22 protein-coding genes are annotated in these 26,674 nt (G+C 36.2%); 6 read left to right on the top strand and 16 right to left on the bottom strand.

Translation table 11 applies throughout. The annotated features are described in order from the left end of the window. The first annotated feature begins 64 nt into the window (after positions 1–64). On the top strand, positions 65–832 hold the full coding sequence (locus tag BAZ10_RS17160; protein WP_078773077.1) for a TatD family hydrolase: 768 nt from the start codon (positions 65–67) through the stop codon (positions 830–832). Positions 833–909: 77 nt separating this feature from the next. On the opposite strand, the gene BAZ10_RS17155 is transcribed toward BAZ10_RS17160, so the two are convergent. The 4 genes from BAZ10_RS17155 to hpt form a co-directional block, all read right to left on the bottom strand. Beyond that, positions 910–2,184 carry a DEAD/DEAH box helicase gene (locus BAZ10_RS17155; RefSeq protein ID WP_078773076.1) on the bottom strand — a complete coding sequence of 425 codons (1,275 nt, stop codon included), beginning with the start codon at positions 2,182–2,184 and terminating at the stop codon, positions 910–912. Positions 2,185–2,228: 44 nt separating this feature from the next. Then, positions 2,229–3,212 carry a GTPase ObgE gene (obgE, locus tag BAZ10_RS17150; RefSeq protein WP_045180224.1) on the bottom strand — a complete coding sequence of 328 codons (984 nt, stop codon included), beginning with the start codon at positions 3,210–3,212 and terminating at the stop codon, positions 2,229–2,231. Between the two features lie 70 nt (positions 3,213–3,282). Next, complete coding sequence (locus tag BAZ10_RS17145; protein WP_009085069.1) at positions 3,283–3,861, bottom strand: adenylate kinase; 579 nt, start codon at positions 3,859–3,861, stop codon at positions 3,283–3,285. Positions 3,862–3,886: 25 nt separating this feature from the next. Next, a complete protein-coding gene (gene hpt, locus BAZ10_RS17140; protein WP_078773075.1) occupies positions 3,887–4,444 on the bottom strand; it encodes a hypoxanthine phosphoribosyltransferase in 558 nt (185 codons plus the stop codon). Between the two features lie 152 nt (positions 4,445–4,596). Here hpt and BAZ10_RS17135 point away from each other — a divergent pair, with 152 nt between their 5' ends. Then, positions 4,597–5,544, top strand: coding sequence for a glycerophosphodiester phosphodiesterase family protein (locus BAZ10_RS17135; protein ID WP_078773074.1), 948 nt, complete (start codon positions 4,597–4,599; stop codon positions 5,542–5,544). A gap of 64 nt (positions 5,545–5,608) precedes the next feature. On the opposite strand, the gene BAZ10_RS17130 is transcribed toward BAZ10_RS17135, so the two are convergent. The 5 genes from BAZ10_RS17130 to BAZ10_RS17110 all read right to left on the bottom strand — a co-directional run bounded on the left by BAZ10_RS17130 (position 5,609) and on the right by BAZ10_RS17110 (position 13,782). After that, on the bottom strand, positions 5,609–7,240 hold the full coding sequence (locus BAZ10_RS17130; protein ID WP_078773073.1) for an FISUMP domain-containing protein: 1,632 nt from the start codon (positions 7,238–7,240) through the stop codon (positions 5,609–5,611). Positions 7,241–7,519: 279 nt separating this feature from the next. Next, the gene (locus tag BAZ10_RS17125; RefSeq protein WP_165690104.1) at positions 7,520–8,968 is read right to left on the bottom strand and encodes a TolC family protein; all 1,449 of its coding nucleotides are present in this window, start codon (positions 8,966–8,968) and stop codon (positions 7,520–7,522) included. Further along, complete coding sequence (locus tag BAZ10_RS17120) at positions 8,949–12,140, bottom strand: efflux RND transporter permease subunit (RefSeq protein WP_078773071.1); 3,192 nt, start codon at positions 12,138–12,140, stop codon at positions 8,949–8,951. Before BAZ10_RS17120 ends, BAZ10_RS17125 begins: the two co-directional genes overlap by 20 nt. 20 nt (positions 12,141–12,160) lie before the next feature. After that, a complete protein-coding gene (locus BAZ10_RS17115) occupies positions 12,161–13,243 on the bottom strand; it encodes an efflux RND transporter periplasmic adaptor subunit (RefSeq protein ID WP_078773356.1) in 1,083 nt (360 codons plus the stop codon). Between the two features lie 146 nt (positions 13,244–13,389). Continuing rightward, positions 13,390–13,782 carry a hypothetical protein gene (locus tag BAZ10_RS17110; RefSeq protein ID WP_078773070.1) on the bottom strand — a complete coding sequence of 131 codons (393 nt, stop codon included), beginning with the start codon at positions 13,780–13,782 and terminating at the stop codon, positions 13,390–13,392. Positions 13,783–14,277: 495 nt separating this feature from the next. Here BAZ10_RS17110 and BAZ10_RS17105 point away from each other — a divergent pair, with 495 nt between their 5' ends. The 3 genes from BAZ10_RS17105 to metQ are packed head-to-tail and all read left to right on the top strand — an operon-like array spanning position 14,278 to position 16,775. After that, on the top strand, positions 14,278–15,306 hold the full coding sequence (locus BAZ10_RS17105) for a methionine ABC transporter ATP-binding protein (protein WP_078773069.1): 1,029 nt from the start codon (positions 14,278–14,280) through the stop codon (positions 15,304–15,306). Beyond that, a complete protein-coding gene (metI, locus tag BAZ10_RS17100; RefSeq protein WP_078773068.1) occupies positions 15,299–15,955 on the top strand; it encodes a methionine ABC transporter permease MetI in 657 nt (218 codons plus the stop codon). Before BAZ10_RS17105 ends, metI begins: the two co-directional genes overlap by 8 nt. 10 nt (positions 15,956–15,965) lie before the next feature. After that, entirely contained in the window at positions 15,966–16,775 is an 810-nt protein-coding gene (gene metQ / locus BAZ10_RS17095; RefSeq protein ID WP_078773067.1) for a methionine ABC transporter substrate-binding lipoprotein MetQ, read from the top strand. 118 nt (positions 16,776–16,893) lie between these two features. Here the strand turns inward: metQ and BAZ10_RS17090 are convergent, their stop codons facing one another. The 5 genes from BAZ10_RS17090 to BAZ10_RS17070 form a co-directional block, all read right to left on the bottom strand. After that, a complete protein-coding gene (locus BAZ10_RS17090) occupies positions 16,894–17,991 on the bottom strand; it encodes a DUF4861 family protein (RefSeq protein WP_078773066.1) in 1,098 nt (365 codons plus the stop codon). A gap of 18 nt (positions 17,992–18,009) precedes the next feature. Then, the gene (locus tag BAZ10_RS17085; RefSeq protein ID WP_078404753.1) at positions 18,010–19,200 is read right to left on the bottom strand and encodes a glycoside hydrolase family 88 protein; all 1,191 of its coding nucleotides are present in this window, start codon (positions 19,198–19,200) and stop codon (positions 18,010–18,012) included. A gap of 31 nt (positions 19,201–19,231) precedes the next feature. Further along, positions 19,232–20,722: a lipopolysaccharide biosynthesis protein gene (locus BAZ10_RS17080; protein WP_078773065.1), complete on the bottom strand. Its 1,491-nt coding sequence runs from the start codon at positions 20,720–20,722 to the stop codon at positions 19,232–19,234. Further along, a complete protein-coding gene (locus BAZ10_RS17075) occupies positions 20,722–21,513 on the bottom strand; it encodes an FkbM family methyltransferase (protein ID WP_165689693.1) in 792 nt (263 codons plus the stop codon). Before BAZ10_RS17075 ends, BAZ10_RS17080 begins: the two co-directional genes overlap by 1 nt. 73 nt (positions 21,514–21,586) lie before the next feature. Continuing rightward, the gene (locus tag BAZ10_RS17070) at positions 21,587–22,627 is read right to left on the bottom strand and encodes a hypothetical protein (protein ID WP_078773063.1); all 1,041 of its coding nucleotides are present in this window, start codon (positions 22,625–22,627) and stop codon (positions 21,587–21,589) included. A gap of 179 nt (positions 22,628–22,806) precedes the next feature. On the opposite strand from BAZ10_RS17070, the gene BAZ10_RS17065 reads away from it, so the two are divergent. Beyond that, the gene (locus BAZ10_RS17065; protein ID WP_245803853.1) at positions 22,807–24,984 is read left to right on the top strand and encodes an alpha-galactosidase; all 2,178 of its coding nucleotides are present in this window, start codon (positions 22,807–22,809) and stop codon (positions 24,982–24,984) included. A gap of 5 nt (positions 24,985–24,989) precedes the next feature. On the opposite strand, the gene BAZ10_RS17060 is transcribed toward BAZ10_RS17065, so the two are convergent. Both BAZ10_RS17060 and tnpA read right to left on the bottom strand, forming a co-directional pair. Then, positions 24,990–25,865: a glycosyltransferase gene (locus BAZ10_RS17060; protein WP_078773061.1), complete on the bottom strand. Its 876-nt coding sequence runs from the start codon at positions 25,863–25,865 to the stop codon at positions 24,990–24,992. Positions 25,866–25,957: 92 nt separating this feature from the next. Beyond that, positions 25,958–26,422, bottom strand: coding sequence for an IS200/IS605 family transposase (gene tnpA, locus BAZ10_RS17055; RefSeq protein WP_078773060.1), 465 nt, complete (start codon positions 26,420–26,422; stop codon positions 25,958–25,960). Between the last annotated feature and the right edge of the window lie 252 nt (positions 26,423–26,674).

The following is a 26,674-nucleotide window of genomic DNA, read 5'->3' as shown; positions in this document are numbered from 1 at the left end:
GATTCTACACTGAATATTCAGACACAAAAAAAACCTTTTACAACAAACAATTTATAACAATAAAATGATTGATACTCACACCCACCTATACTCCGAACAATTTGATGAAGACAGAGATGAGGCTATTAAACGGGCTAAAGAAGCTGGTGTTGAAAAGTTTTATCTTCCTGCAATAGATTCAGAAACTCATGAAAAAATGCTGGAACTGGAAGCCCAATATCCAGATGAAATTTTTGCAATGATGGGGCTACATCCTTGCAGTGTACAACCTGAAACCTGGGAGAAAGAGCTTGATCTGGTAAAAGAATATCTGGATAAAAGACCTTTCTGCGCTATAGGAGAAATTGGAATAGATCTTTATTGGGACAAATCTACATTGGATATTCAGGTAAAAGCATTTGAGCAGCAAATTGATTGGGCTATTGAAATGGATTTACCAATCGTAATCCATACAAGAGAAAGCTTCAACGAAACTTTTGAAGTTTTAGAAAGAAAGAAGCATCCGAAATTAAGAGGTATATTCCATTGTTTTTCCGGAAATCTGGATCAGGCGCAACATGCTATAGACTTAGGATTTGTATTAGGAATAGGTGGTGTTGTTACTTTTAAAAACGGAAAAATAGATCAGTTCTTAAATGAAATTCCACTGGACAAAATTGTTCTGGAAACCGACTCTCCATATCTGGCACCTGTTCCCCATCGTGGCAAGAGAAATGAAAGTGCATATACAGCTTTGGTTCTTGGAAAACTTGTAGATCTTTATAAGAAGGATTATAAGGAGATTGAGGCTATAACCAATCAGAATGCATTGGCCATTTTCGGGATGAAATAAGTTTTGATATGAAATAATAAAATGGCCGGAAAAGATTTCCGGCCATTTTTATTTCACTAAAGTTTTACTATGCAAAACTATTTCTTTTTCCCTCTAAAGAAAGGCTTCTTAGAAGTCTTTACATTTCTTTTACTGCTGTTATTGTTATTTCCAGCATTTGAAGGTCTTGCAGAAACCGGCTTATTATTGGAGTCTCTTTTTTGTTCTACCAGATTATCGGTATGGAAAGGATGTTCTTTGTTTACAAAAATTTTCTTTCCGATCAGCTTTTCTGTATTTCTCAGATTCACTAAATCTAATCCGTCAACAAATGAGAATGATGTTCCGGAAGCTCCTGCTCTACCTGTTCTGCCGATACGGTGAACATAAGTTTCCGCTACATCCGAAAGTTCGAAGTTTACAACATATTTCAGGTTATCAATATCAATTCCTCTTGCTGCAATATCAGTAGCTACCAGAATTCTGGTTTTTCCGCTCTTGAAATTATTCAGTGCATTTTGTCTTGCATTCTGAGATTTGTTACCGTGGATGGCTTCAGCAGAAATTTTAGATTGATTAAGTTTCTTCGCGATTTTATCGGCTCCGTGCTTTGTACGGGAGAAGACAATAACAGGCGATAAACTTTGATCCTGCAGAAGATGAATAAGAAGATTAATCTTATCGTCTTTATCTACAAAAAAAACGGATTGGTCAATAGTATCTGCTGTAGAAGAAACAGGTGCTACTTCTACTTTTGCAGGATTCACCAGTATATCGGAAGCTAGTTTTTGTATTTCTTTAGGCATTGTTGCTGAAAGGAAAAGATTTTGTCTTTTCTCCGGCAAATGCTTTAAGATACGTTTTACATCGTGAACAAATCCCATATCGAGCATTCTGTCCGCTTCATCCAGAACAAAAATATCCAGATTCTTCAGCGTAATAATTCCCTGGCTTATAAAGTCTAACAAACGCCCCGGAGTTGCTACAAGTATATCTACTCCTCTTTTTAGCTTTTCTTCCTGAGCGCCTTGTTTTACTCCACCGAAGATTACCATTGTTTTCAATGGCAAGTGTCTTCCGTAGGCTTCGAAGTTTTCTTCTATCTGTATTGCCAACTCTCTTGTAGGCGTTAATATCAATGCTTTTATAACACCTTTACGGTGTTTATTGTCGCTTCTTTCTGTAAGAAGCTGTAAGATAGGAATAGCAAAAGCGGCCGTTTTTCCGGTACCTGTTTGTGCACATCCTAATAGATCTTTCCCGGCAAGAATTTTCGGTATTGCCTGCTCCTGAATAGAGGTCGGAGTCTTGTAACCTTCTTCCTGCAATGCTTTGGAAATAGGTTCTATTAATTTTAAATCGTCGAAAGTCAAATATATAATTTTAAATCTTTAATGTAAACGGAAATAGACAACGATTATCCGTGCAGCATTTTCCAAATGGCATCCTTCAGTTCCATTAATCCTTCTCCGGTAACTCCTGAAAAGAATAATGGTTGACGATTTTCTGGAAATTCGGCTGCAATTTCTGTTTTTAGTTCTTCATCCAATAAGTCTGATTTGGAAATAGAGATTAAGAAATCTTTATCCAAAAGCTCCGGATTGTATTCTTTCAATTCATTTTCAAGGATCTTAAATTCCTGAAAATGATCTTCTGAATCAGCAGGGATAAGGAATAAAAGAATAGAGTTTCTCTCTATGTGTCTTAAAAAACGATGTCCTAAACCTTTTCCTTCTGCAGCTCCCTCTATAATACCGGGGATATCTGCCATTACAAAAGATTTATAATTTCGGTAATTAACAATCCCCAAATTGGGCGTCAATGTAGTAAAGGCGTAGTTTGCAATCTTTGGTTTTGCCGCAGATACAGAAGATAAAAGAGTAGATTTCCCGGCATTTGGAAAGCCTACTAATCCTACGTCTGCCAATACTTTTAGTTCAAATACGATAAAGCCTTCCTCTCCCGGAAGTCCTGGTTGTGCATATCTTGGTGTTTGGTTGGTTGCAGATTTGAAATGCTCGTTTCCTAATCCACCTTTTCCACCCTTCATCAGAACAATTTCCTGTCCGTCTTCAAGGATTTCGCCAATCACCTCGCCTTCTTCATTCTTTGCAATTGTACCAATAGGAACTTCAATATAAATATCCTCTCCATCGGCACCTGTAAGCTGACTTTTCCCACCGTTTTCACCACGCTGTGCTTTTACATGTCGTGTATAACGGAGGGGTAATAATGTCCATTCATTGGCATTTCCTTTCATAATTACGTGTCCTCCACGTCCTCCGTCTCCCCCATCAGGACCTCCTTTCGGGATATATTTTTCTCTACGAAGATGGGCAGAACCTGCACCTCCGTGACCTGATTGACAATGAATTTTTACGTAATCTACAAAATTGGACATATATTTAGTTCTTGGTTTACAGTTATTAGTTTACAGTTGATAAAATCAACCGTAAACCTGCAACTGATAGCTATTTTATTTTATCTACCTCAGCAAAAAGCTTATTCGAAATTTCTTCAATTTCTCCTACACCATTTACCTCGATATATTTACCTTGCTTTTTATACAATTCTGCAACTTCAGCAGTTTTGGTATAATATTCTTTGATACGGTTGCGAATAATATCCTCATTGCTATCATCCGTTCTTCCGCTTGTTTCACCTCTCTTTAGTAATCTTTCTACCAGAATCTCATCATCTACTATTAAAGAAAGACAAATGTCGATAGGGTGATTTAATTCTTCTTCTACAATTTGTTCCAGAGCCTCAGTCTGTGCAGCAGTTCTTGGAAAACCATCGAAGATAAATCCTGCAGCATCTGTAGGCTTCTTTAGCTCGTCTATAAGCATATCAATGGTCACCTGATCCGGCACTAATTCGCCTTTGTCAATATATGACTTTGCCAGTTTTCCAAGTTCCGTGTCGTTTTTCATATTGAAACGGAATAAATCTCCTGTGGAAACCTGTTTCAGGTTGTATTTTTTTATTAAGTTCTGAGCTTGTGTACCTTTTCCACTCCCTGGAGGGCCAAATAATACAAGATTAATCATTTTACTTTTTTATTTAGATTCTTTATTACTTATCATTAATTTTCCCATCCTCCAAATGGTAAAGATCCTTCAGGTTTCTTCCAAGTTCATCGTAATCCAGTCCGTAACCTAATACAAACTTGTTTGGAATCTCTTTCCCGATGTAATCAATTTTAAATTGTTTGGTATAAACTTCTGGCTTTAAAAGAAGGCTTGCCAGTTTTACAGATTTTGGTCTTTGTGTATTTTTAAAGTACTCGAACAGGGCTTCAATAGTATTTCCTGTATCTACAATATCTTCAACAAGAATAATATGACGATCCTTAATATCTTTTGTCAGATCCATTTTCTTATATACAATACCTGTAGACTGTGTCCCGGCATAAGAGCTTACCTGAAGAAATGCAATCTCACAATTTCCCGGATAATGTTTCATTAAATCAGAGAAAAACATGAATACTCCATTAAGTACTCCAACAAAGACTGGTATTTCGTCTTTATAATCTTCGTAAATTTTAAGAGCTACATCTTTAACAATTTCTTGTAATTCTTCGTCCTTCAGATAGGGTACGAATGTTTTGTCGTGAACCTTTATTTTTTCCATAAGTTTCAAAACGCAAAGATACGTTTTTTCATTTTTTTTCTTCCCTTTTTTACCATGAAAAGCATTTCATATAAATATATTGAAAACTTAACACACCCGTAATCAGGTAATAGTCAATGATTTCATAATTTCGAAAAATTTAATTTTAATTTATGAAAAGCTTTTTTTTTGCGGGAATCCTATGCATGGCTGCACAGCTAAATTATGCGCAATCTTTTGATAAACAGGCTCACAGAGGCGGAAAATCGTTATATCCTGAAAATACGATACCTGCCATGAAAAATGCCCTAAAAATGGGGATAACAACGCTGGAAATGGATTTAGCGATTACTAAAGACAGAAAGGTTATCCTCTCTCATGACTCTTTCCTATCTCCGGAACTGGTTACAAAACCTGACGGCCGATATATCCCAAGAGACTCCGGTTTTTATTATAAAATATATGATATGCCTTATACAAAGATACAGACTTATGATGTAGGAATGAAAAAACTGGAACGCTATCCGGATCAGAAGAAAATGAAAGTACAGAAACCTTTATTTTCGGCAGTAATAGATTCTTGCGAAAGCTATGCCCGTGAATTAAAAAGGCCACTTCCCTTTTATAATATAGAAACCAAAACACGCCCGTTCTCCGATAATATATTTCATCCCGAGCCAAAAGAATTTACAGATCTTATGATGAAAATTATTCTGGAAAAAGGTATTCAGGACAGGGTTATCATTCAGTCTTTCGATCCCAGAACTTTAGAGATTATTCATAAGAAATATCCCAAAATAATGACAGCTCTGCTTGTAGAGAAAGTAGATGATAAAAAAATTGCTCAGCAGAGAACTAACTTTCAGAATATTCCTGTAGAAAAGTTCAAGCAATATCCCAACCACCTGAATGGTGTAAAAGGAGATATGAAGTTTCTAAGTTTTACTCCTACTATTTATAGCCCGGATCAGAGTCTTGTAACTCCAGAGCTTGTAAAGGAATGTCATGCTTTAGGAATGAAAGTAATTCCCTGGACTGTAAATTCAAAAGAAAGATTACAGGAACTGCAAAAAATGGGTATAGACGGCCTTATTAGTGATGACCAAAGGATTTTTGAATAATATCATCCTATGGTAAACAAAACTGGACGCCTTTATATAAAGGCGTCCAGTTTTGTTTATAATTCTACTGCGCTATACACCTTATTGATTTACCATCGGACCAGCTATTATTAGCTCCAAATATTCTGGAGGAACCATCATTATAAATTCTAAAATCATATACGAATTCTCCTAATTCGGATGTTGTCTGATAAACACCTTCCCAACCACGGGAGACAGTTGCTCCCTGTGTATCATTTTTTCGATATCCGGCAATTGGAAAAGTTAACTGAACGTTAGCATTTCTTTTACTTCTAAATACCTTAGCCGCTGAGAAATTATTAACATCATCCTTCCATGTCCCTATATTGCTTTGATCCGTATTACCAAGCAGATCATCAAATTCTGTGCGGGTAGGTACTCTGTAACCATTTGGACACGGATCATTCTTTTTAGTACCATCAACCCATGATCCACTCGGTGCCTTACTGCTATTCCAGTTTGCAAGAGGACCATCATACATATATTGGGTTGCTACCAAATAAGCACGTCCCCATTGGTAATAAAAGCCATGTAATTCACGAACAGAAGGATTTTGATCTGGATTTGTTCCTTTTATATCCTCTCCTGAATTATGTCGCATCCATATCTTACCGTTGATTCTTGCTGCCGGCTGCTCCATATAAGTAAGATAGACATCTTTCGGATTAATTTTTATATTCAGGCGATATTGGATACCGGGAATAATATTCAAATCATTAAATGGAGTAAAATTAGTTTTGGTAACATTGTTAATTGTGATTCTGGAAATATTCAGGGAGGCTTTTTTAGTATTTCCATTAATAAGTACAGGATCTCCGTTTACTACCATTGTACCCGTCCCTGTAAAATTGATATTAACATTTCCTGTTGTACCTGAACGTTTTGTAATTGCTCCCCCGGATAGTTCCATATCTGCAGCAGGATAATGAGAGTCAATATTAGCTGAAATCTCCTTTATATTGTACCCCGCTGTTGTAGCATCAATTTGAGGAATAATCTGACTGAATTTATGCTTTAGAACCAACCCCAAGTAAGTAGTTCCGTTTCCTGAAATCAAAGTATCCTTCCTTGTATACATCAAATCCAGATTACCTTTTATACCAACCAAAGCAGCAGTTGCTAACGTCCTGTTTGCTATATCAGAATAAGTAACTTCAGGCAATTCAGTTTTACTATTAACAGAATAAGCAACAAAAGTATAATTATTTCCACCATTCAGCTTAAGATCCTGAGTAGAAGTTTCTTGTCCTCGAATATAGTTTCTTTCATCCACATAACTACCATTAGCATTATATACTACTAATTTATAACGTATTCCTGTACCTAGATTCTTCCTGTCAGAAGCACCTGCAGTTATATCTTTTATAAAACCAGCCTGAAAAGCTTTGTTTAATGTAGTTGCTATTGGTTGTAACTCTGCAACCATTGTTAAATCATCATTAATAGCAATTTCTTTCCTCTGAACCTGCATTGTATTTCGGGGAATGCTATTATTTGCTGTACTGGCTTCAGCTTCCCTAATACTTGTATCTGTATATTGTGAACCGGATATATTCACTTTTACACTAACTGTCTCTTTATTAAGATCAGATCCTGTATCATTGCTACGACAAGATACAATTATCAAAGATGCTACTAACAAAAATAGCCCTATAGTTTGCTTTTGTAAATTCATCAATTTGTGTTTTATAAATTTTTGTCAAATTCTTAGTCCAAAACTAAATAAAAACACCCATCATCCTTAGCTAACCACAGGCTACATAAGTAATACATACAGATAATTCACCTATTAAAGGCAGGAGAGAAAATATATGTCCTACAATAACATTTTGATAAAGCATGTTTGTAGTATGCAGGTAGTTCATTTCAAAAAGAAATAAGCTATAAAATAATAGCCCTTATAGGTTTTAAAACCTATAAGGGCTAAATAAATAATTATGATTCTTTTTTTAATTTATTTCCAACCTCCTCCCAAGCTTTTGTAGATATCTACAACTGTACTTAATTGCTGTTGTTTTGCATCGATTAGTTCCAGCTTGGCATCCAATGCATCTCTCTGGTTGAGTAAAACCTCCAGATAATCTGCATGTGAGTTTTTAAATAACTGATTTGCAATCCCCGTAGCTTCTTCTAATGCATGATTTTCCTGAGATTTAAGCTTATAAAACTCATCAATATTCTTAACCTTAGACATTAGATTAGCAACGTCCAAATAAGCATTTAGAATAGTTTTATCATATTCGTACAATGCCTGAATTTGTCTTGCGTCTGCTGCCTGGAAATTTGCCTTAATAGCACTTTTATTGATAAGCGGTCCTACCAGTTCTCCTACCAAATTATAGGCAATAGACTCTGGCATTTTCACTAAATAAGATGGTTTAAAAGCTTCCAAACCTAATGCTGCAGAAATATTCAGTGAAGGATAAAACTCTTTTCTGGCAGCCTGCACATCTAGCTTTGCAGCCTTTAATTCTAATTCAGCCTGCTTAATGTCCGGACGGTTTGCCAGTAGTTGTGAAGGAATTCCGGTATATACAGTCTGAGGAATAGTTGACATAAAGCTCTCTTTCGTTCTCACAATAGTTTGCGGATACCTTCCTAAAAGTGCATTTATCTCATTTTCTTTCTCTGTTATATCCTGACGGATCGTATACTCCGAAGCTCTGGATTTTGCTAGCTCAGCTTCAAACTTCTTTACAGCCAGTTCGGTTGTTGCGGATGCCTGTTTCTGAATTTTTGAAATCTCCAGAGCCCGCTCCTGAAGCTTAATATATTCTCTGGTAATATCTAATTGATTGTCCAGCGCCAGTAATTCGTAATAGCTGTCTGCTACTTCTTCTATAAGGCTGGAAAGAACAAAGTTCTTCCCTTCCACTGTAGAAAGATAATGTGCAATTGCAGATTCCTTTTCTGTTCTCAGCTTCTTCCAGATATCAACCTCCCAACTTGCCGTAATGCCACCTGCAAAACTCCCCAGTGGATCCGGCATTTTTCTTCCCGGTTCTATCTCTGTTGTAGCATCACCTGCACCTTCACTCGTATAACGTCCTGCTTTTTTCAGTCCTGCATTTACACCCGCAGAAACTGTCGGGTTTAGCATTCCTTTCTTAGCCAATACACCACTTTTAGCAATTTCTATCTGCTGAAATGTAATTAATAAATCCTGATTATTCTTTAACGCGGTCTCAATAAGGTTCACCAGATTAGGATCAGTAAAAAACTGTCTCCATGGAGTCGTACCGCTATTGTTACCAGAGTCTTCTGTTTCTTGTTGATTGAAATTCTGAGGTAGGTTATTTTTTACCTCATCTTTTACTACTGTTACCATTGGTGCTTTACAGCTTGCTAAAACCAACGATACAGCAATGGCACTAATAATACTTTTAGTCTTCAAATTTTCCATCGTGTTGATAAGGTTCTGTTTGTTCGGTTAATGGATTTTCTTCTTCATATTTTGCCAGTTTCGATTTATCTGCAATCGTAGCGAAGATATAGTACAACCCAGGAATAATCATCAATCCGAAGATTGTTCCTATTAACATCCCTCCGGCTGCTGCTGTACCAATAGTACGGTTTCCTACCGCTCCTGGGCCTGTTGCTATTACCAACGGAATTAATCCGGCAATAAATGCAAATGAAGTCATCAGAATCGGACGGAAACGGATAGCTGCTCCCTGAATTGCCGCCTGTGCCACAGGAATCCCTTCCTCTGCTCTTTTTTGTACAGCAAATTCTACAATCAGTACGGCATTCTTCCCTAAAAGACCAATAAGCATTACCATGGCTACCTGCGCATATATATTGTTCTCTAGTCCCATAAGTTTCAGACACAGAAAAGCTCCGAAAATACCTACAGGCAGTGAAAGAATAACCGGTAAAGGAAGAATAAAGCTTTCATATTGTGCAGAAAGGATAAGATATACAAAGCCCAGACATACCAGGAATACAAATACAGCTTCATTTCCTCTGCTTACCTCATCCTTGGAAATACCTGCCCAGTCGATACCAAAACCTCTTGGCAATGTTTTATCAGCAACTTCCTGTATGGCTTTAATAGCCTGTCCGCTACTGTATCCAGGTGCCGGTGTTCCGCTGACCTGTGCTGAGTTGTACATATTATGTCTTGTCATCTCAGAAAGCCCATACACCTTTTCCAGTTTCATAAAATCTGAATAAGGAACCATCTGATCTTTATCGTTTTTCACATATAACTTTAAAAGATCACTTGGCAATGCACGATATTGCGGTCCAGCCTGAACAATTACTTTATAAGGCCTGTCGAAACGTATAAAGCTGGTTTCGTAATTAGAACCAATTAAGGTAGACAGATTATCCATCGCTTTTTCAATGGTTACCCCTTTTTGTTCAGCGAGATCATTATCTACCCTTAACATATACTGCGGGAAACTTGCTGAATAAAATGTAAATGCGGAGCCCAGTTCCGGACGTTTTTTCAACTCCTTTACAAAGTCATTACTTATCTGCTCCATTTTATGATAGTCACCACTTCCTGCTTTATCCAGTAAACGAAGTTCGAAACCTCCGGCAGCACCATATCCCGGCACCGAAGGTGGCTGGAAGAACTCAATATTGGCACCCGGAATATTTTTAGCCTTTTCTTCAAGCTTTTCAATAATCTCAGCGGCAGATTCTGTACGTTCATCCCAACTTTTCAGGTTGATAAGACAGGTTCCTGAATTGGATCCCGTTCCTTCTGTCAAAATCTCATAACCTGCAAGCGAAGAAACAGACTGTACACCATCAATATCTTCCGACTCTTTCAGAAGCTGTCTTGCCACCTGATTGGTTCTCTCCAATGTAGATCCCGGTGGTGTTTGTATAATAGCATAAATCATCCCCTGGTCTTCGCTCGGAATGAAACCAGACGGAAGTGAGTTACTTAAGAAATAAGTACATGCACAGAAAGCCAATAAAAGCGGCAGGGTAATCATTTTTTTAGTAACCGTCTTATTAAGCGTCTTTTCATATTTACCTGCTCCCCTTGTAAATATATTGTTGAATTTTTCCAGAAAGATTGTAACAGGAGTTTTCTTCTTTACTTTTCCGTGGTTATTTTTCAGAATAAGTGCACATAATGCCGGAGTAAGCGTTAAAGCAACAATCCCTGAAAGGATGATAGAAGATGCCATAGTAATAGAGAACTGACGGTAGAATACACCTACAGGTCCAGACATAAATGCAATCGGAATAAACACCGAGGCCATAACAAGTGTAATAGCTATAATAGCTCCACTTATTTCGTGCATCGCTTCTTCAGTTGCTTTTAATGGGGAGAGGTTCTTCTCTTCCATCTTGGCATGAACGGCTTCTATAACTACAATAGCATCATCGACTACTACCCCGATTGCCATTACAAGAGCAAAAAGCGAAATCATATTTAGTGTAATACCAAAGGCCGACATTACGGCAAATGTTCCGATAAGCGAAACCGGAACGGCCAGTGCCGGAATCAGTGTTGAACGCCAGTCTCCAAGGAAAAGGAATACAACAATAGCCACCAGTATAAATGCTTCAAATAAAGTATGTATAACTTTTTCCATAGAAGCATCCAGAAATCTGGAAACATCGTAACTGATCTCATAATGCATTCCCTTAGGGAAGGTATTTTTCTCAAGATCTGCCATTAAGGCTTTTACATTCTTAATAACATCACTTGCATTGGAACCGTAAGACTGCTTAACAGTAATTGCGGCAGATGGTTTCCCGTTTAGTGTGGAATAAATATCATACATGGAGCTTCCGAACTCGATATCTGCAACATCTTTTAATCTTACAGATTCTCCGTTTGGTTTCGCTTTTAATATGATATTCCCATAATCTTTTTCGTTGTTAAAACGTCCCGGATACTTCAGTACATACTCAAATGACTGTGCGCGTTTTCCGGAACTCTCCCCTGTTTTACCTGGGGAAGCTTCCAAACTCTGCTCATTTAACGATTCCATTACTTCGTCGGCAGAAATATTGTAAGCTGTTAGTCTATCTGGCTTTAACCAAATACGCATGGCGTATTCACGGGTTCCCAAGATATCTGCAAATCCTACTCCGCCAATCCTTCTTAGTTCAGACATTACATTGATATCTGCGTAGTTGAAAAGGAATTTCTGATCTGCTTTCGGGTCATCGCTGTACAGGTTAATATACATCAACATGTTAGGCTCCTCGCGGGTAATCTTTACCCCTTCACGCACTACTAATGGCGGAAGTTTGTTCACCACGGAAGATACACGGTTCTGTACATTTACAGCCGCAACATTGGGATCTGTACCCAAATCAAATACGATCTGAATAGCAGCTTCACCATCGTTACCGGCATTGGATGACATATACTTCATCCCCGGAACTCCGTTTAGACCTCTTTCTAACGGAATAATTACAGATTTAATTAATAGTTCGTTGTTTGCTCCCGGATATTCCGCAGTAATATTTACTTTGGGCGGAGAAATAGATGGGAACTGTGTCACCGGAAGTTTCACAAGTGACAGTATTCCTAAAAATACAATAATCAATGAGATTACAATAGACAGAACGGGTCTGCGAATGAATTTCTTAAACATACTTCTTCATTTTAGAGCTCCTACTCTGCTTTTAATTTCAATGATTTGATTACTTTCACCGGATCCTGAAATTTCACTTTCAGTTTCTGATCGTCTTTTACTTTCTGAACACCTTCTAGCAAGATTTTATCTCCCGAAGAAATTCCGGAACCCACAATGTACAGGTCAGGAAGTTCATACAATACTTTAATATTTCTTGATTTGGCTACACCATTTTTATCAATCACAAAAACATATTTCTGATCCTGAATTTCATAAGTAGATTTCTGAGGGATAATTAAAGCATTATGAACGGGCATGGTCATCTGGACTTTTCCTGTTTCACCATTTCTCAGAAGTTTATTTGGATTAAGGAATTTTGCACGGAAAGCAATATTTCCGGTTTCATTATTAAATTCCCCTTCTATGGTCTGGATTTCACCTTTTTCAGGGAAAACCTCACCATTTGCCATAATCAGATTTACCAGCTGGCTTCCCCTGTCACTGGCATGTGTCTGATAGCTCAGATATTCGGGTTCTGATACATTAAAGTAAGTATAGATACTGGTATTGTCGGATAAAGAAGTCAAAAGATCTCCTTCATTGATAAGACTTCCTAATTTCAGAGGAAGTCTGTTTATTATACCAGAAAATGGTGCTTTAATATCTGTAAATGATAAGTGGATCTGGGCAAGCTTCACTTCAGCATTGGCCGCATCCAGCTTGGCTTTTGCCATTGCTCTTTCATTTTTGGAAACAATATTATTATTAGCCAGCGTACTTGCATTTTGCAGTTCAATCGTTGCCTGTTGTGCTTCAGCTTTTGCTTTTAATAATTCGGCATGATAAACCTGAGGCATAATTCTGAACAAGGTTTGTCCTGCATGCACATATTGTCCTTCATCTACATAAATCTTCTCAAGAAATCCTTTTTCCTGAGCCCGGACTTCAATATTTTTCACTGACTGAATCTGTGCAACATATTCTTTGTTAATTACCGTATCCTTCACTATGGGAGAGGTTACAGGGTAAATAACAGTTTCTTCTTTTTCTTCTTTTTTCTTATTACAGCCAATGGCCAACAGGAGTATGCTTAGTGCAATGCCTGAGGTAACTCTTTTCATCATAGTTTCAGAGCTTATAAATCGTTAATGTTTTAAACGGAAATAAAATGGTAATAGCGAATGTTATAAAGTGTTCATTACCAAAAACACATCAAAAATGCTTCCTGATTTTAATAAAAAACAGAAATAAACCGGAAAAAGAATGTTTAAATTCTGATAGAACGAATCAGAATGAATTTTTTAATTGTAGAAAAGTTTACAACAAAGTTGTACGCGGTGAGATTTCGACGTTCATAACGCAGTAGCCCTAATAAGTATACAAAATTAAATACACTGGCCAGTACTATAATAGTCTGGAAGTCTGCTGAGAACTGAAAATCGTTTTCGCTAAGTTCAAAAGGGCTGTTATTTCCTGTGTCATCAGAAGACTGCTGAATTGAAAACTTTTCGTAGGTCTGATTCAGGTGATTTGCCTTTTTAGGAAGATGGTGATGAGAATGCGCAAGTTTGCAATTTTGAAATGTTCTTACGTGAAGCCTGCTCTCCACTACAAAGAGTAAAAATAGCCCTGTCAGTAAAAACACTAAAAAGTTTCTCATTTTAAAGCCGCAAATGTACACCTAGATTTATAAATAACCAACACAGATTAACAAAGTTTAACTCTTAAGATAAAAAAATGCAAATTCTAATCAATTCTTTTACAGCAAAAGAACATTTCTTAATTATTTAAGTCGGCAACTAAATATTGTTAACCCCTATCATTAAATAATTTTGTTCTGTAAGTTTCTGAAACATGAATAAAAATTAAAATAATAAATTCTATCAAGTTACTAGGATATATAAAAAGAATATTTATATTTGCATCAGAAATAATTGTGACAACAAATTCAAAGCATATAAAAATGGGCAGAAATATCATCAGAAAGAGCAATTGTAAAAGTAAAAAAGTAACCATAATAATGTGTTACCAAATGGCTATGCCATTCTCTATCGTATCGGGTGATTAAAGATGTCAGAAAAACAGATATATAAGAAATCCACCGATGCTTTCGGCGGATTTTTTTATTAAATAGAAGCAATTAAAACTGAAATCAGTGATCATAATTAAAAATATATCCAAAACATTTGTACAGAAAAAAAAGCAGTTTAAAGCCCTGGATAATATAAGTCTGGAAGTTGGACAAGGAGATATAACAGGAATTATAGGCTTTTCTGGAGCAGGAAAAAGTACACTTATACGCTGTATAAATCTCCTGGAAAAGCCAGATGAAGGAGAAGTTATTGTAAACGGAATCAATTTATTAAAGCTAAGCTCTAAACAACTGGCAGAAAAGAGAAAAAAGATAGGAATGATTTTTCAGCATTTCAATCTTCTCTCCTCCAGAACAGTTTTTGATAACGTTGCACTACCACTTGGACTGGATCATGCAAGCAAAGCAGAAATCAGCAGAAAAGTGAATGAACTCTTGAAAATAGTAGGACTAGAGGACAAAGCAAATGATTATCCAAAAAGCCTTTCTGGCGGGCAAAAGCAGCGTGTAGCCATTGCAAGAGCACTGGCAAATGATCCTTTTCTACTGTTATGTGATGAAGCGACAAGTTCCCTTGACCCTGCAACTACACAGTCTATTCTGCAACTATTACAGGATATCAATAAACGTCTGGGGATTACTATTTTACTGATTACACATGAAATGGAGGTTATAAAATCAATATGCAATCATGTTGCCGTAATAGACAAAGGAAAATTAGTTACCAAAGGTACTCTGGATGAAATAATATCAGATAAAGAACACCCTATCATAAAACAATTTATAACATTTAAAACAATGAATATACCGCAATCGATAAGTAAAAGATTACAGGAAGAAGCTGCAGCGGGATTGTTCCCGTTAATAGAAATTGAGCTGAACGGTAATATACCGTTCGAAGAATTATTGTCAGTCGTTTACAGCGACTACAAGATTCCGTATAAACTCATCACCGCAGATGTTGAATATATGGGCAAAGCAAATTTCGGAAAAATGTTATTACACCTTCAGGGCAATAATGAGGAAAATACAAAAGCTATCCAATATTTCAATCAGAATAATATTCAAAATACTATAAAGGGATATGCTTGATCAGATTACTCTCTCATTACTCCTAAAAGGGCTTTGGGAAACCATTTTCATGACAATAGTTTCAGGATTCTTCGGTTTTCTGCTGGGTCTACCATTAGGCATAGTATTATTCCTTACCCGAAAAGGACAATTACTTGAAAATAATTTTTATAATCGTTTTCTCTCTGTTTTTGTTAATGTATTCCGGTCTATTCCTTTTATTATACTTATTGTCTGGATGATTCCTTTTACAAGAGTACTGGTGGGGACTTCCATTGGAATCTGGGCAGCTCTGGTTCCTCTAAGTATTGGTTGTGCTCCGTTTATTGCACGACTGGTAGAAAACAGCCTTTTGGAGGTTCCAAATGGATTGATAGAAACGGCAAGAGCTCTTGGGGCAAGCCCTCAGCAAATTATCAGCAAAGTTTTACTTCCAGAGGCATTGCCTTCGTTAATTAATAATGCTACAATTACGCTGATAACATTAGTAGGCTACTCTGCAATGGGAGGTGCCGTAGGTGCCGGGGGACTTGGACAGGTTGGTTACCAATATGGTTACATAGGCTATAACGCTGTTATCATGAATACTGTATTATTACTACTCATCGCTCTGGTATTCGTTATCCAGTTTACAGGCGACAGACTTTCTAAAAAATTCAATCATAGATAAAATCAAGAGAATGAAAAGATTTACACTTCTAAGTTTAATTACTATAGCTTTATTATTTTTATATTCCTGCACAAATGCTAAAAAAGACAATCCTAATTATATTAAGGTGGGGATTGCTTCCGGTCCGGAAAGAGATCTGGGTGAGGCTGCAAAGAAAGAAGCAAAAGAGAAATACAATCTGGATGTAGAACTGGTTGCTTTTACGGAATATGTCTTACCGAACGAAGCATTAAACAATGGTGATCTTGATGCAAATGCGTTTCAGCACGTCCCATATCTAACCGAGCAGTCTAAACAACGAGGTTATAAACTGGCTGTTGTAGGGAAAACCTTTGTATTTCCTATTGTAGCATATTCTAAGAAAATAAAAAACATCGCTGAGCTGCAAAATGGCAGTACTGTTGTTATCCCAAATGACCCAACCAACGGAGGACGCTCGTTGTTACTACTGCAAAAAAATGGATTGTTAAAACTGAAGGATAACGTTGGATTATTACCAAAAGTAACTGATATTACTGAAAATCCGAAGCAGTTGAAAATTGTAGAGATAGAAGCACCACAGCTTCCAAGAGTATTGGATGATAAGGATGTCACAATAGCTGTAATCAATAACAATTTTGCAGCGCAGGCAGGATTGGATCCGGATAAAAACGGATTGCTAAAGGAAGATAAAGAATCTGCCTATATGAACGTAATCGTTGCAAGAGAGGATAATAAAGACTCTGAAAAAGTAAAAAACTTTGTAAAAGCATATCAGTCTAAAGCCGTAGAACAAGCCGCTGAAAAAGCATTTAAAGGCGGTGCTATAAAAGGCTGGTAACAATATACTATATCTATAAGCTGCTTTTTTGTTAAACCAAAATCAGTTAGTTTATAATATAATGTTTTATTTATTTGGTGAAAGAAAGGTCAGAAGAATTCTTCTGACCTTTCGATTTTTACATTTTAGTAACCTTTACAGGATTTATAGATTTATTAGCAAACTGCTCTAAGTATTTCACCCAACTTTCATTATTGGTAATCAGCCCTGCCTTACTCCATACAGCGCCACTATAAAATGTGAACTTCTGATTATTCTTTAGGATAGCCTTTTCTCCTAAATGCTTCAGGGTATTCTGAATCTTCACTTTAGATCCCGGGAAGATTACTGCTGTGCCTACAATACCATCTTTGGAATCTTCCGGCCAGTAAGCTGCAATGTGTTTGGTGTCGTCCACCGTCTTTTCACCTTTCCCGTCCCAGTGTACAAGACCTGCAAACACAGGAAGTGTGGACTGTCCATTAAATGTGTATGTAACCTCAACTTTATTGAGTTGAGATCCGGCATCAAGACTTACTTTTTTTACTGCTGCAATTTTATATCCATCTACATTTACTTCCGGATATTCTAACTGAAAAGTAAACCTAAGCGGTCCTTTCTCCGTTATCTTATAACTCTGATAATTTCCTAAATAGGTAAATTTACCCCCGATAAATGGTAATATATCTCCTGCTCCGAGTGAACTTCCAACATGGAAAAAGTCTAACCCGTCACCATTATCTTTATGATAATTGTTTAGTTTATACCATTCATCTAATATTAGTCGATTGGTACGTTTAGACCAGGCATCCATCCCCCATGCATTCTGATTAGGGACTTTTTCCAAAGATTTACCATACATACGGAAAGCAATTTTATCGTTTTCCCATGCAAAATCGTCATATCTCTCCGGAACAAAGCGCCCGTAAACTTTAGCTTCATTCTGAGACGGAGTTCCTTCTGTGAAGGTTATCTGTTTTTTTTCATTAGGCTTAAAGTCTGCCTGTAATAAAAGCCTCCCGTCTGACAGCCACTGATATGGAATCTCTGTCTGATTGTTTTTAACAACAAATATTTTATTTTTTATTCCCGCTACTGTAGCTGCAGAAACTTCAACCGACTGCTGCTTTCTCTCAACGGCAAGCCCGTTGGCTAATTGTAACTTTAGCAGTGGCTTGGTCTGTGCAAAAGTCATTACCCCTGCGAAACCTATTGTCAATAATGTAAATGATTTCATTTTATATTCTGAAAAGTTCTACAAATACCAGTCTTTATAACGCTTCAAGGCTTCAAGGAAATAATAATCTGCATATACCAAAGGAACATCTATCTCCGATTTCAATGGTAATGCTCCAGTGCTATGCATAAGCAGGAAACCTCCGTTTTCGCCAAGTTTAGCTCTGTAAGCCGGGCTGGAAAGGTTAATTAATATCTGCTCAGCATTATCAAGATATTTTTGACGCTCTTTTCCTTTTGTATACTGCCCTAATTCCAGAAAAGCAGATGCCATAAGTGCAGCAGCAGAAGCATCGCGTGGTGCATTCGGGATATCCGGCGCATTAAAATCCCAATATGGAATTTTATCTTTTGGTAAATTCGGATTTGTCAGAATGAAATTAGCAATTTTGTTGGCAAAATCCAGATATTTTGGATCTTTAGTAAAACGATACATCATCGTATAACCATATAATCCCCAAGATTGTCCACGAGACCAAGCTGACTCATCAGAATATCCCTGCCACGTTTTTTTCTTTATAACCTCACCTGTATTCAGATCATAATCCAGTACATGATAAGAGCTGTAATCCGGACGATAGTGATTCTTCATTGTCGTATTGGAGTGGGTAACAGCTATCTCTTGGTATTTTTTATCACCTCCGTTTTGGCTTACCCAGTTCAGCATTTCAAGATTCATCATGTTATCGATAATAACAGGACAGTCGAATCTTGCATTTTTATTCCAGGACTGGATTGCATGGATAGAAGGTCTGTAACGGGTAGATAGTGCCTCTGCAGAATTAAAGATTACTTTTTTGTATTCAGGATTTTTAGTAATTCTGTATGCATTACCAAAGCTGCAATACATCATAAAGCCCAAATCGTGATTTCCTGTAAAAGTCTGATTGGGTTCAATAATTTTCAGAACTCTTTCCGCTTCCTTCAGCATTACAGGATCCTTAGTCTCCTCGTATACATAAAGTAAAGATCCCGGATAAAACCCGGTACACCACCAGGTTCTTTCATAATTCACCACTTTGCCACTTTTAGCATCGTAAGTTTGTGGAACTTTGTCGTCGGGAAGACCTTTCATAAGGTATTTGAACTGTTGGTCTGCAAATTTAAAATTTTCAGTTACCAACTTACCCATCTGGGCCTTTCGTGACTGTGCGCCAAGGCCAAATGCCATTATGGCAAAAGCCATAATTGTTGTTTTTTTAAGAATCATGCGTTATCGTTTTTAGTTTAACGCAATTTACTTAAAATTTTGAAATACTCTTAAAGAAATCTCGGTTTAAATATTTATCCAATGAAACTATCTTCATATAGTGGTTGGCAATAGCGATTAATATAAGCACTACTGCAGGTTTATAGAAAAGATTCAGCAGATTGGATCCTGTATTAGGCAATAAGATAACCATAGAAACTACCATGAAACATAACACCACAGCGTACAACATTTCTATCGAAAACGGATGTACTTTGAACTTCCAGAAATTGAAAACGATTTTAGCAACATTATATAAGGCAAGAGAAATGGTTGTTGCCAATGCTACTCCTGAAAGCCCCATATTGGTGTATTTAAGAAAATAAAAATTAAGACCTATATTGATTACCGCCAAAAATAATGTTACTACAATATTGTAACGGTAGTATTTGGACATAGATATAATCTGTCCGTTAAAACCTGTTGCAAGATCAAACATCAATCCTATTCCGGTAATCCATAAAACAGGCTCTGCAGCCCGAAGTTCAAAACCATTTTTAATTAAATGCGTCAGATAGGGATAGCCTACCAAAACACAGGAAAATAATACTAATCCCAAAAACAATAAAGACAGGGATGTTTTCTGATGGAATATATTCAGCTCTTCCATTTCATTATTCTCCAAATGTTTATTGATCATAGGTGCTGAAATATTATACAGCCCCATCTGAGGAATAGTAAGAACAGAAGTAACGGCTATAATGATCCCATAGACTCCGTTATCTTTAAAATCCATATAACTGGATATCATAACACTGGAAATACGGAGGGAAAGATAATTTCCTATATTACCAAGGAATCCGTAAAATCCATAGTTGAGTACTTCCTTCCAGAAATTATCTTTTTTAATATAATCTACAGAAAAGTCCGGCTTGAATTTCTCCAGTTTATTCAGGTATATATGATAGCCAAAAAGTGCTAAAACAAACATACCTAAAAAGAAAAGCATTGAAGGTTTCTCTGGTACTCCCATGAAGAAAAACAAAACAAAAGCCCCAAGGTTGGCTATTTTAGGAAAAATATTCTCGAAAATATTGGGTACAACAATTCTTTTATAATTCGATATATATTTATTATATATCTGACTAACCGCCAGAATCAGAATCATCGGAATAATTATAGCCTTATATCTCCAGAAGTTTTCAAACAGTTCCCAGTTTTTCAAGTCCGGCCTGATTAAATTGACGAGAAATAAAAACAAAGTAAACAATACAAAGTTCAAAAGTACCATCAAAAGAGACAGACTCAGCAAGTTTTGCTGTTTTCCTTCCCTCTTGGTATGCAAAAAGAATTTTACATTGGCATAAGACAAACCGAATACAATGAATGGAAGTACTATTTCTGCTGCCGATAAAATATAACGAAGCTTTCCGTAATAATCCATGTCAAGTGGAAAAACGAATACAGCAGAAAGGGTTCCCAGCAGAAAACCTAAATATCCAACTATAGAGTACTTAAAACTCTGTCTTGCTACAACACTCATTATTTAGGCAGGAAAATTATATTGTTAATATATCGCTGCTTGTCCTTTTCATTATATTCACTTTGCTGCATACATACATTCTCGGTTAAAGGTACCAGTCCAAAACTGGTACGATCAAGATAGTGGGCATTGTATCCATAACGTTCAAAATAACGGATATAATCCCAGATTGGTCTTTTATGATGTCTTTGTTCGATTTCTATCATCAAAACCGGTTTGAAACGAAGTATCGTATCTATCATTCCGGCAACAGTATAGGTTTCGTTTCCTTCAACATCTATTTTTATAAAATCTATACGGTCAATTACATTTTTTTCAGCCCAGTCATCCAGCCTTTTTACCGTAACCGTTCTGGTAATCGTTTTTTCCTCACCATTTTCTTTCAATTCAGTTTGTAATGTTCCACGCGCAGCATTACTGTGCCCTTTTATTACAGGTATTTTGAACTGTGCTTTTGTATTTTTATTAGAAAGCGCATGTGATGAAATATTCACTTTAGGAAAAAGTCTTTTCAGACGTTTAAAAAGTAAGGGATTGGGTTCGAAAGCAAAAATATTCTCAGATTTTAAATGTCCTTCCAGAGTATAAATATAAGTACCTACATTGGCTCCTACATCAAAGAAAACGGCATCTTTCGGAAGAAATTCTTTTATCCATATCAGCTCCGGCTCTACACCTCTTTCCAAAACATTCTGGAAATTGATATTATTCAGTTTCTTAAAAAACCTTTGTTTGTAATACGAAGGCGAGAGATACATCAAATTTTCTGCTAGTCGGCTGTACAAACTCATTTTAAGAAATATTTAACAAATATAAAAGAATTCGTTTTTATTTTCAAATTCTTAATAAAAGTTTTGGAAAAAATCAAAGATTGCTCAGCAAATATTCCAGCTTTCTGCGGACAAGATTTATTTCAAAACTATCGAAGTCGTAATGTTTGTTTTTAATTTCGGAGATTTGCTTTTCGATATCTCTTTTTTCTTTAAAAATAAAGGAATAGCTGGCAGAGTAACTTTTAGGGAAAATCGCAGGTTTTGCATACTTAATTGCATCACCTATATTTCCGGACATCTTTGTCTTTCCATAGATTTCCGGAATGCTAAAGAATTTAGTTTCTTTTTGTATTGGGCACCACAATACTTCTGCAGCCTGCATCTTCTGCTCGAATTCTTCATTAGAAACTCTGGAATCGTGATATTCAATATTAACATGGCCGGGCAGACTTTGTGATAGTCTTTTTAGTTTATCCAGTTCTTTTCCTTCTGCCTTCCCTAAGAAGCTAAAGGTAAATTCTCCGCGGAAGTATTTTATTTTATTAAAAATTCTTTTGTAATTACGTCTCCGTTGGTCTACATTTCCAGGAATAACAACCCTGTTAGATAGCACATTCTTCTGGTCTAGCTGCTTTGTATATAATAATGGCAACCATTTTAATTCATACGGGTATTGTAACTCGTCAATATTTTCATCCAGAATAAATAATGATTTCGCTTCGCTGTAAAGTTTATCCTTTTTCATCAAACCCTCTTTCAGCCATAGCTTTATCCTGAACGAGCGGTCCTGTTTGAAGATACTTCTGAAAATATCGGATTTGGGAGCTTTGATAAAATTGAGGTTATGTGCTATAATAAAAGTTGGATAATTTCTTGCAACCTCTTCAAAAACATTGAAATAACGATGTGCCGTCCCTATAATTACTGCATCAAATTTCCGCCCGTCTAATTCTTTCAGTAGTGTTGATGCTTCTGCATGGATCACATGGCTTCCCTTTTCATTTATTCTGTCCAATATTTTTTGGGAAAAGAAATATTCTACATGTAAATATTGGGAATCTCTTGTAAGCTCTATAAAATTAGTAGCGAGTTCGGCGTGAGTATCCAATTCAATATAAGCAATGTTCTTCAATACGTATTAGTTTAATAGACAAAATTAAGAAATTGCTTTATTTAATGGTATTATTTTTTTTAGGATATTTATCATTTTCTGAGATATATTTATCTATTTTTTTAAATCTAAATGCCTGTAGATATATTTTTATTTATCTTTATTCGAAATAACCATAGACTTCATAAATATAAAATCACATGAGAACACTCTGTTCATTCATTATTAGCTGCATGTTCCTCTGCTTCGGATGGCTTCAGGCTCAGGACAAAATCCCTACAATCGTAATCTCTACACAAAATACAGCATTAGTCTATACAACAAATGCAAAAAAGCAACTTACGCAGTTATATTTCGGCCAGTCACTAACCAATACTTCCGATTACACTCTAAAAAAGCCAAACAATCTACCGGCTATTATTACTCAGGGTTCAGGGCCGGTTCGTGAACCTTCACTTGGTGTTGTTCATTCAGATAATAATCCGTCGCTGGAACTTCAGTACATTAATCACAATACCAAAACCGAAGGCAATATTCAGACGACTCAAATTCAGCTTAAAGATCCTCAGTATCCGTTTTATGTTACGCTATATTTTAAAGCTTATAAAAATGAAAATGTTATTGAACAATGGACAGAAATTAAACATCAGGAGAAAAAAGCCATTACGCTAAAGCATTTTACTTCAGCTTTTCTTCAACTCTCTTCAAAAAATTATTACCTGACACATTTCTTCGGTGACTGGGCCAATGAAATGCGCATGGAAGAGAATCTTTTACCTGAAGGAATTCATCATATAGAATCTAAGCTGGGAACACGGGCAACCAATTTCGATTTACCTTCTTTTATGCTTTCTGTAGACCAGCCAGCTGGTGAAGAGAACGGAAAAGTACTGGCTGGGACTCTTGCATGGAGTGGTAATTTCAGCCTAGGTTTTGAAAACATTAAGTATAGCGAAGATTTTGGCAATCTGCTGCAGGTTCTACCCGGCATTAATAATTATGCTTCAGATTATACCCTGATACCAAATACCACTTTTACAACACCATCTTTTATCTATACTTATTCCTATTCCGGAAAAGGGCAGGCTTCCAGAAACCTTCACCAATGGGCAACCAATTACGGAATTTATAAAGGTAAAGAGAATAAATCGACCTTACTGAACAACTGGGAAGCTACTTATTTTAAATTCGACGAACAAAAACTAACCAACCTTCTGGGAGATGCTCAAAATCTGGGAGTAGATGTATTTCTTCTGGATGATGGCTGGTTTGGAAATAAATACCCGAGAAACAATGATGACGCCGGACTTGGTGATTGGGAAGTAAATAAGAAAAAGCTCCCGAATGGCCTTCCATTCCTTGTGAAAGAGGCTAAAAAGCACAATGTGAAATTTGGGATATGGGTAGAACCGGAAATGGTAAATCCCAAAAGTGAGCTCTATGAAAAACATCCCGACTGGATTCTGAAACTTCCAAACAGAGACGAAAATCTAAGAAGAACACAGCTAGTACTGGATTTATCCAATCCTAAGGTACAGGAACATGTCTTTAAAGTAGTAGATAATATTCTCCAGGAGAATCCTGATATCGCTTACATCAAATGGGATTGTAACCGCTATATGACCAATGCATTTTCAGATTATCTGAAGGATAAACAAAATAACCTATATATCGATTATACCTTGGGGCTTTATAAAGTTTTGGAACGTATCCGTCAGAAATACCCGGATACAGAACTAATGTGGTGTAGTGGTGGCGGTGGCCGTGCAGAATATGGTGGATTAAAATATACGAATGAATTCTGGCCAAGTGATAATACCGATCCTTTACAACGAATCTTTATTCAGTATGGGTATTCTTATTTCTTTCCAATGGGAATACAGTGCGCCCATGTAACCAGCTGGGGAAAACAGCCTTTAAAATTCAAACTGGATGTTGCTATGAGTGGCAAATTGGGATTTGATATAAGAATCGAAGAAATGAAAGCAGAGGAATTAAAACTGTCTCAGAATGCTCTGAAAAATTATAAAAGTATACAGGACATAATTAATACCGGTGAGATGTACCGATTAATAGCCCCTTATAACAATCATTATGCAGCATGGATGCTTACTGATAAAACCAAAAATAAAGCTGTGCTCTATACATACAACCTGCATACTCAATTAGGCGATTATTTTGCTCCAATACAATTCCAGGGACTCGATTCTAATAAAAATTATGTATTAAAAGAATTAAATCTTGAAAATGAAAGCAAGCCACAGATCCCACAAAATGGAAAGTCTTTCTCAGGAGATTATTTAATGAAAATTGGACTTCCTTGGTTTTTGAATGGTAGTCTGAAAAGCAGCGTTATAGAACTAACTGCAACAAATTAATCAAATTATATCTTAAACCATTTTTTCTTAAAAGCTTTCCAACGCTGAGCATTAATTATTTCTTGCTCGGCTTTGGAGATCTTTAATTCATATTTTTTATGTCGGCAATCTTCGTAAGACTTGATAATCTGGAAAAAAAATGAAACTGATTTATTTTTCATGGCTTCCTTAGAAGCTGCGATGTAAGCCAATACCCTTTTCAATCCTAAAAAATAGAAGTATCTGCCATAATAATCGGATTGCTTTACAGAATAATCTTTTCCTTTTACTTTGAGTAATTTCACATGCAATTCTGGTAAAACCACTTCTTTCCAACCTAGACTTTCTAATAAAACAGAATCAATATTATCCCAGCCCAAAGTTTCCCTTAATCCTCCGGTTTCAAGAAAACATTCTTTTCTATAAGCCTTCATTGGACCTCTTACATGATTTTTATTAGAGTTCCCTTCATATACCCATTCTCCATCCCGCTCGATATACAATAGTCCTCCTACTAAGCCATATTTTGAATTATCTTGAAATGCTTGTTGTACATGCTCAAGATAATTGTCCGGAAATATAATATCAGCATCGAACTTGCAAACAATGTCATAATTGTCCAGAGAGATACCTTCCAACCCTTTATTAAAGGTTCTTACTACTTTCGCTCCGGGCTGATGCTCAGATTTAGGCAGATTACGAAGCGTAAATCTAGAAGACTCTACTCCGCTAAGCCTTATATTTTCTATGAAATCTTCAACAAGGGCTCTGGTATTATCTGTAGAACCATCATTAACAACAATGCACGAAAAGTCCTGAAAAGATTGTTTTCGAAGTGAATCCAAGCACCGTAAAATGTTCTCTTCTTCATTATGTGTTGGGATTACAATAAGAAATTTCATGTAAAAAATAGTTTATTATTTAGTGAGGTATTAGTTGAAACCTTTTTTAGATTGTGATTAGTAAAATTTAGAACGTTATTTACAAAAGAAAGTCAATCGAAAAAATCAAATAAATATTCATCCTTATAATCAATTTCAAATTTTGTTAAAAGCTCAGTATACTCTTCTTTAAAGCTTTTTTTCTGATGATGTATTTTCTGATTCAAAATATAATCGGAAACATTCTTTATCTGACTTTTTGAATATGAAAAAGCTCCATACCCTTCTTGCCACAAGAATTTACCCTGACAAAGCCTATTTTCATTAATAAAATTAGTTGTTTCTACTTTGACAGTTTTTACCAAATTAGGAATTGATATTTTTAAATCTTTATAAGAAAATAAAATATGAATATGATCCGGGTTTGCATAAATGGAAATTACCTTTTGACCTTTGTTATTAAAAATCCCACAGATGTACTTCTCAACTTCATCTTTGATTGATTCAGAAAGAAGATTTTCTCTGAATTTTGTTGCAAAGACCAACTGAATATATATTTGTGAATATGTATTAGCCATTTCTATATTTTTAGATAGTATTCCTTCGGAATACCCAGTTATATTTCATATCTTATTTACGCAGATAATGCTCCTCCGGAACTTACTATTTATCTTTCTGCTTATTTTTAAATTTTAATCTCGCTCTGACTCTCTCTGTACTAAAAAGATACTTGATATTAATTTAACCATTCTATATTTTTAGATAGTATTCCTCCGGAATACCCAATCATATTTCATATCTTATTTACGCAGATAATGTTCCTCCGGAGC

The sequence above is a fragment of the Elizabethkingia occulta genome (assembly GCF_002023715.1).
Taxonomy (GTDB): domain Bacteria; phylum Bacteroidota; class Bacteroidia; order Flavobacteriales; family Weeksellaceae; genus Elizabethkingia; species Elizabethkingia occulta.
This window is presented reverse-complemented; position numbering and strand designations above follow the sequence as displayed.

What these genes read in the sequence shown, in the direction of transcription:
- BAZ10_RS17090 (WP_078773066.1), bottom strand. Translation starts at nt 17,991, where the DNA reads ATGAAATCATTTACATTATTGACAATAGGTTTCGCAGGGGTAATGACT.
- BAZ10_RS17080 (WP_078773065.1), bottom strand. Translation starts at nt 20,722, where the DNA reads ATGAGTGTTGTAGCAAGACAGAGTTTTAAGTACTCTATAGTTGGATAT.
- BAZ10_RS17130 (WP_078773073.1), bottom strand. Translation starts at nt 7,240, where the DNA reads ATGAATTTACAAAAGCAAACTATAGGGCTATTTTTGTTAGTAGCATCT.
- obgE (WP_045180224.1), bottom strand. Translation starts at nt 3,212, where the DNA reads ATGTCCAATTTTGTAGATTACGTAAAAATTCATTGTCAATCAGGTCAC.
- tnpA (WP_078773060.1), bottom strand. Translation starts at nt 26,422, where the DNA reads ATGGCTAATACATATTCACAAATATATATTCAGTTGGTCTTTGCAACA.
- BAZ10_RS17085 (WP_078404753.1), bottom strand. Translation starts at nt 19,200, where the DNA reads ATGATTCTTAAAAAAACAACAATTATGGCTTTTGCCATAATGGCATTT.
- BAZ10_RS17075 (WP_165689693.1), bottom strand. Translation starts at nt 21,513, where the DNA reads ATGAGTTTGTACAGCCGACTAGCAGAAAATTTGATGTATCTCTCGCCT.
- BAZ10_RS17160 (WP_078773077.1), top strand. Translation starts at nt 65, where the DNA reads ATGATTGATACTCACACCCACCTATACTCCGAACAATTTGATGAAGAC.
- BAZ10_RS17060 (WP_078773061.1), bottom strand. Translation starts at nt 25,865, where the DNA reads ATGAAATTTCTTATTGTAATCCCAACACATAATGAAGAAGAGAACATT.
- metQ (WP_078773067.1), top strand. Translation starts at nt 15,966, where the DNA reads ATGAAAAGATTTACACTTCTAAGTTTAATTACTATAGCTTTATTATTT.
- BAZ10_RS17125 (WP_165690104.1), bottom strand. Translation starts at nt 8,968, where the DNA reads ATGGAAAATTTGAAGACTAAAAGTATTATTAGTGCCATTGCTGTATCG.
- BAZ10_RS17145 (WP_009085069.1), bottom strand. Translation starts at nt 3,861, where the DNA reads ATGATTAATCTTGTATTATTTGGCCCTCCAGGGAGTGGAAAAGGTACA.
- BAZ10_RS17110 (WP_078773070.1), bottom strand. Translation starts at nt 13,782, where the DNA reads ATGAGAAACTTTTTAGTGTTTTTACTGACAGGGCTATTTTTACTCTTT.
- metI (WP_078773068.1), top strand. Translation starts at nt 15,299, where the DNA reads ATGCTTGATCAGATTACTCTCTCATTACTCCTAAAAGGGCTTTGGGAA.
- BAZ10_RS17065 (WP_245803853.1), top strand. Translation starts at nt 22,807, where the DNA reads ATGAGAACACTCTGTTCATTCATTATTAGCTGCATGTTCCTCTGCTTC.
- BAZ10_RS17135 (WP_078773074.1), top strand. Translation starts at nt 4,597, where the DNA reads ATGAAAAGCTTTTTTTTTGCGGGAATCCTATGCATGGCTGCACAGCTA.
- BAZ10_RS17115 (WP_078773356.1), bottom strand. Translation starts at nt 13,243, where the DNA reads ATGAAAAGAGTTACCTCAGGCATTGCACTAAGCATACTCCTGTTGGCC.
- hpt (WP_078773075.1), bottom strand. Translation starts at nt 4,444, where the DNA reads ATGGAAAAAATAAAGGTTCACGACAAAACATTCGTACCCTATCTGAAG.
- BAZ10_RS17120 (WP_078773071.1), bottom strand. Translation starts at nt 12,140, where the DNA reads ATGTTTAAGAAATTCATTCGCAGACCCGTTCTGTCTATTGTAATCTCA.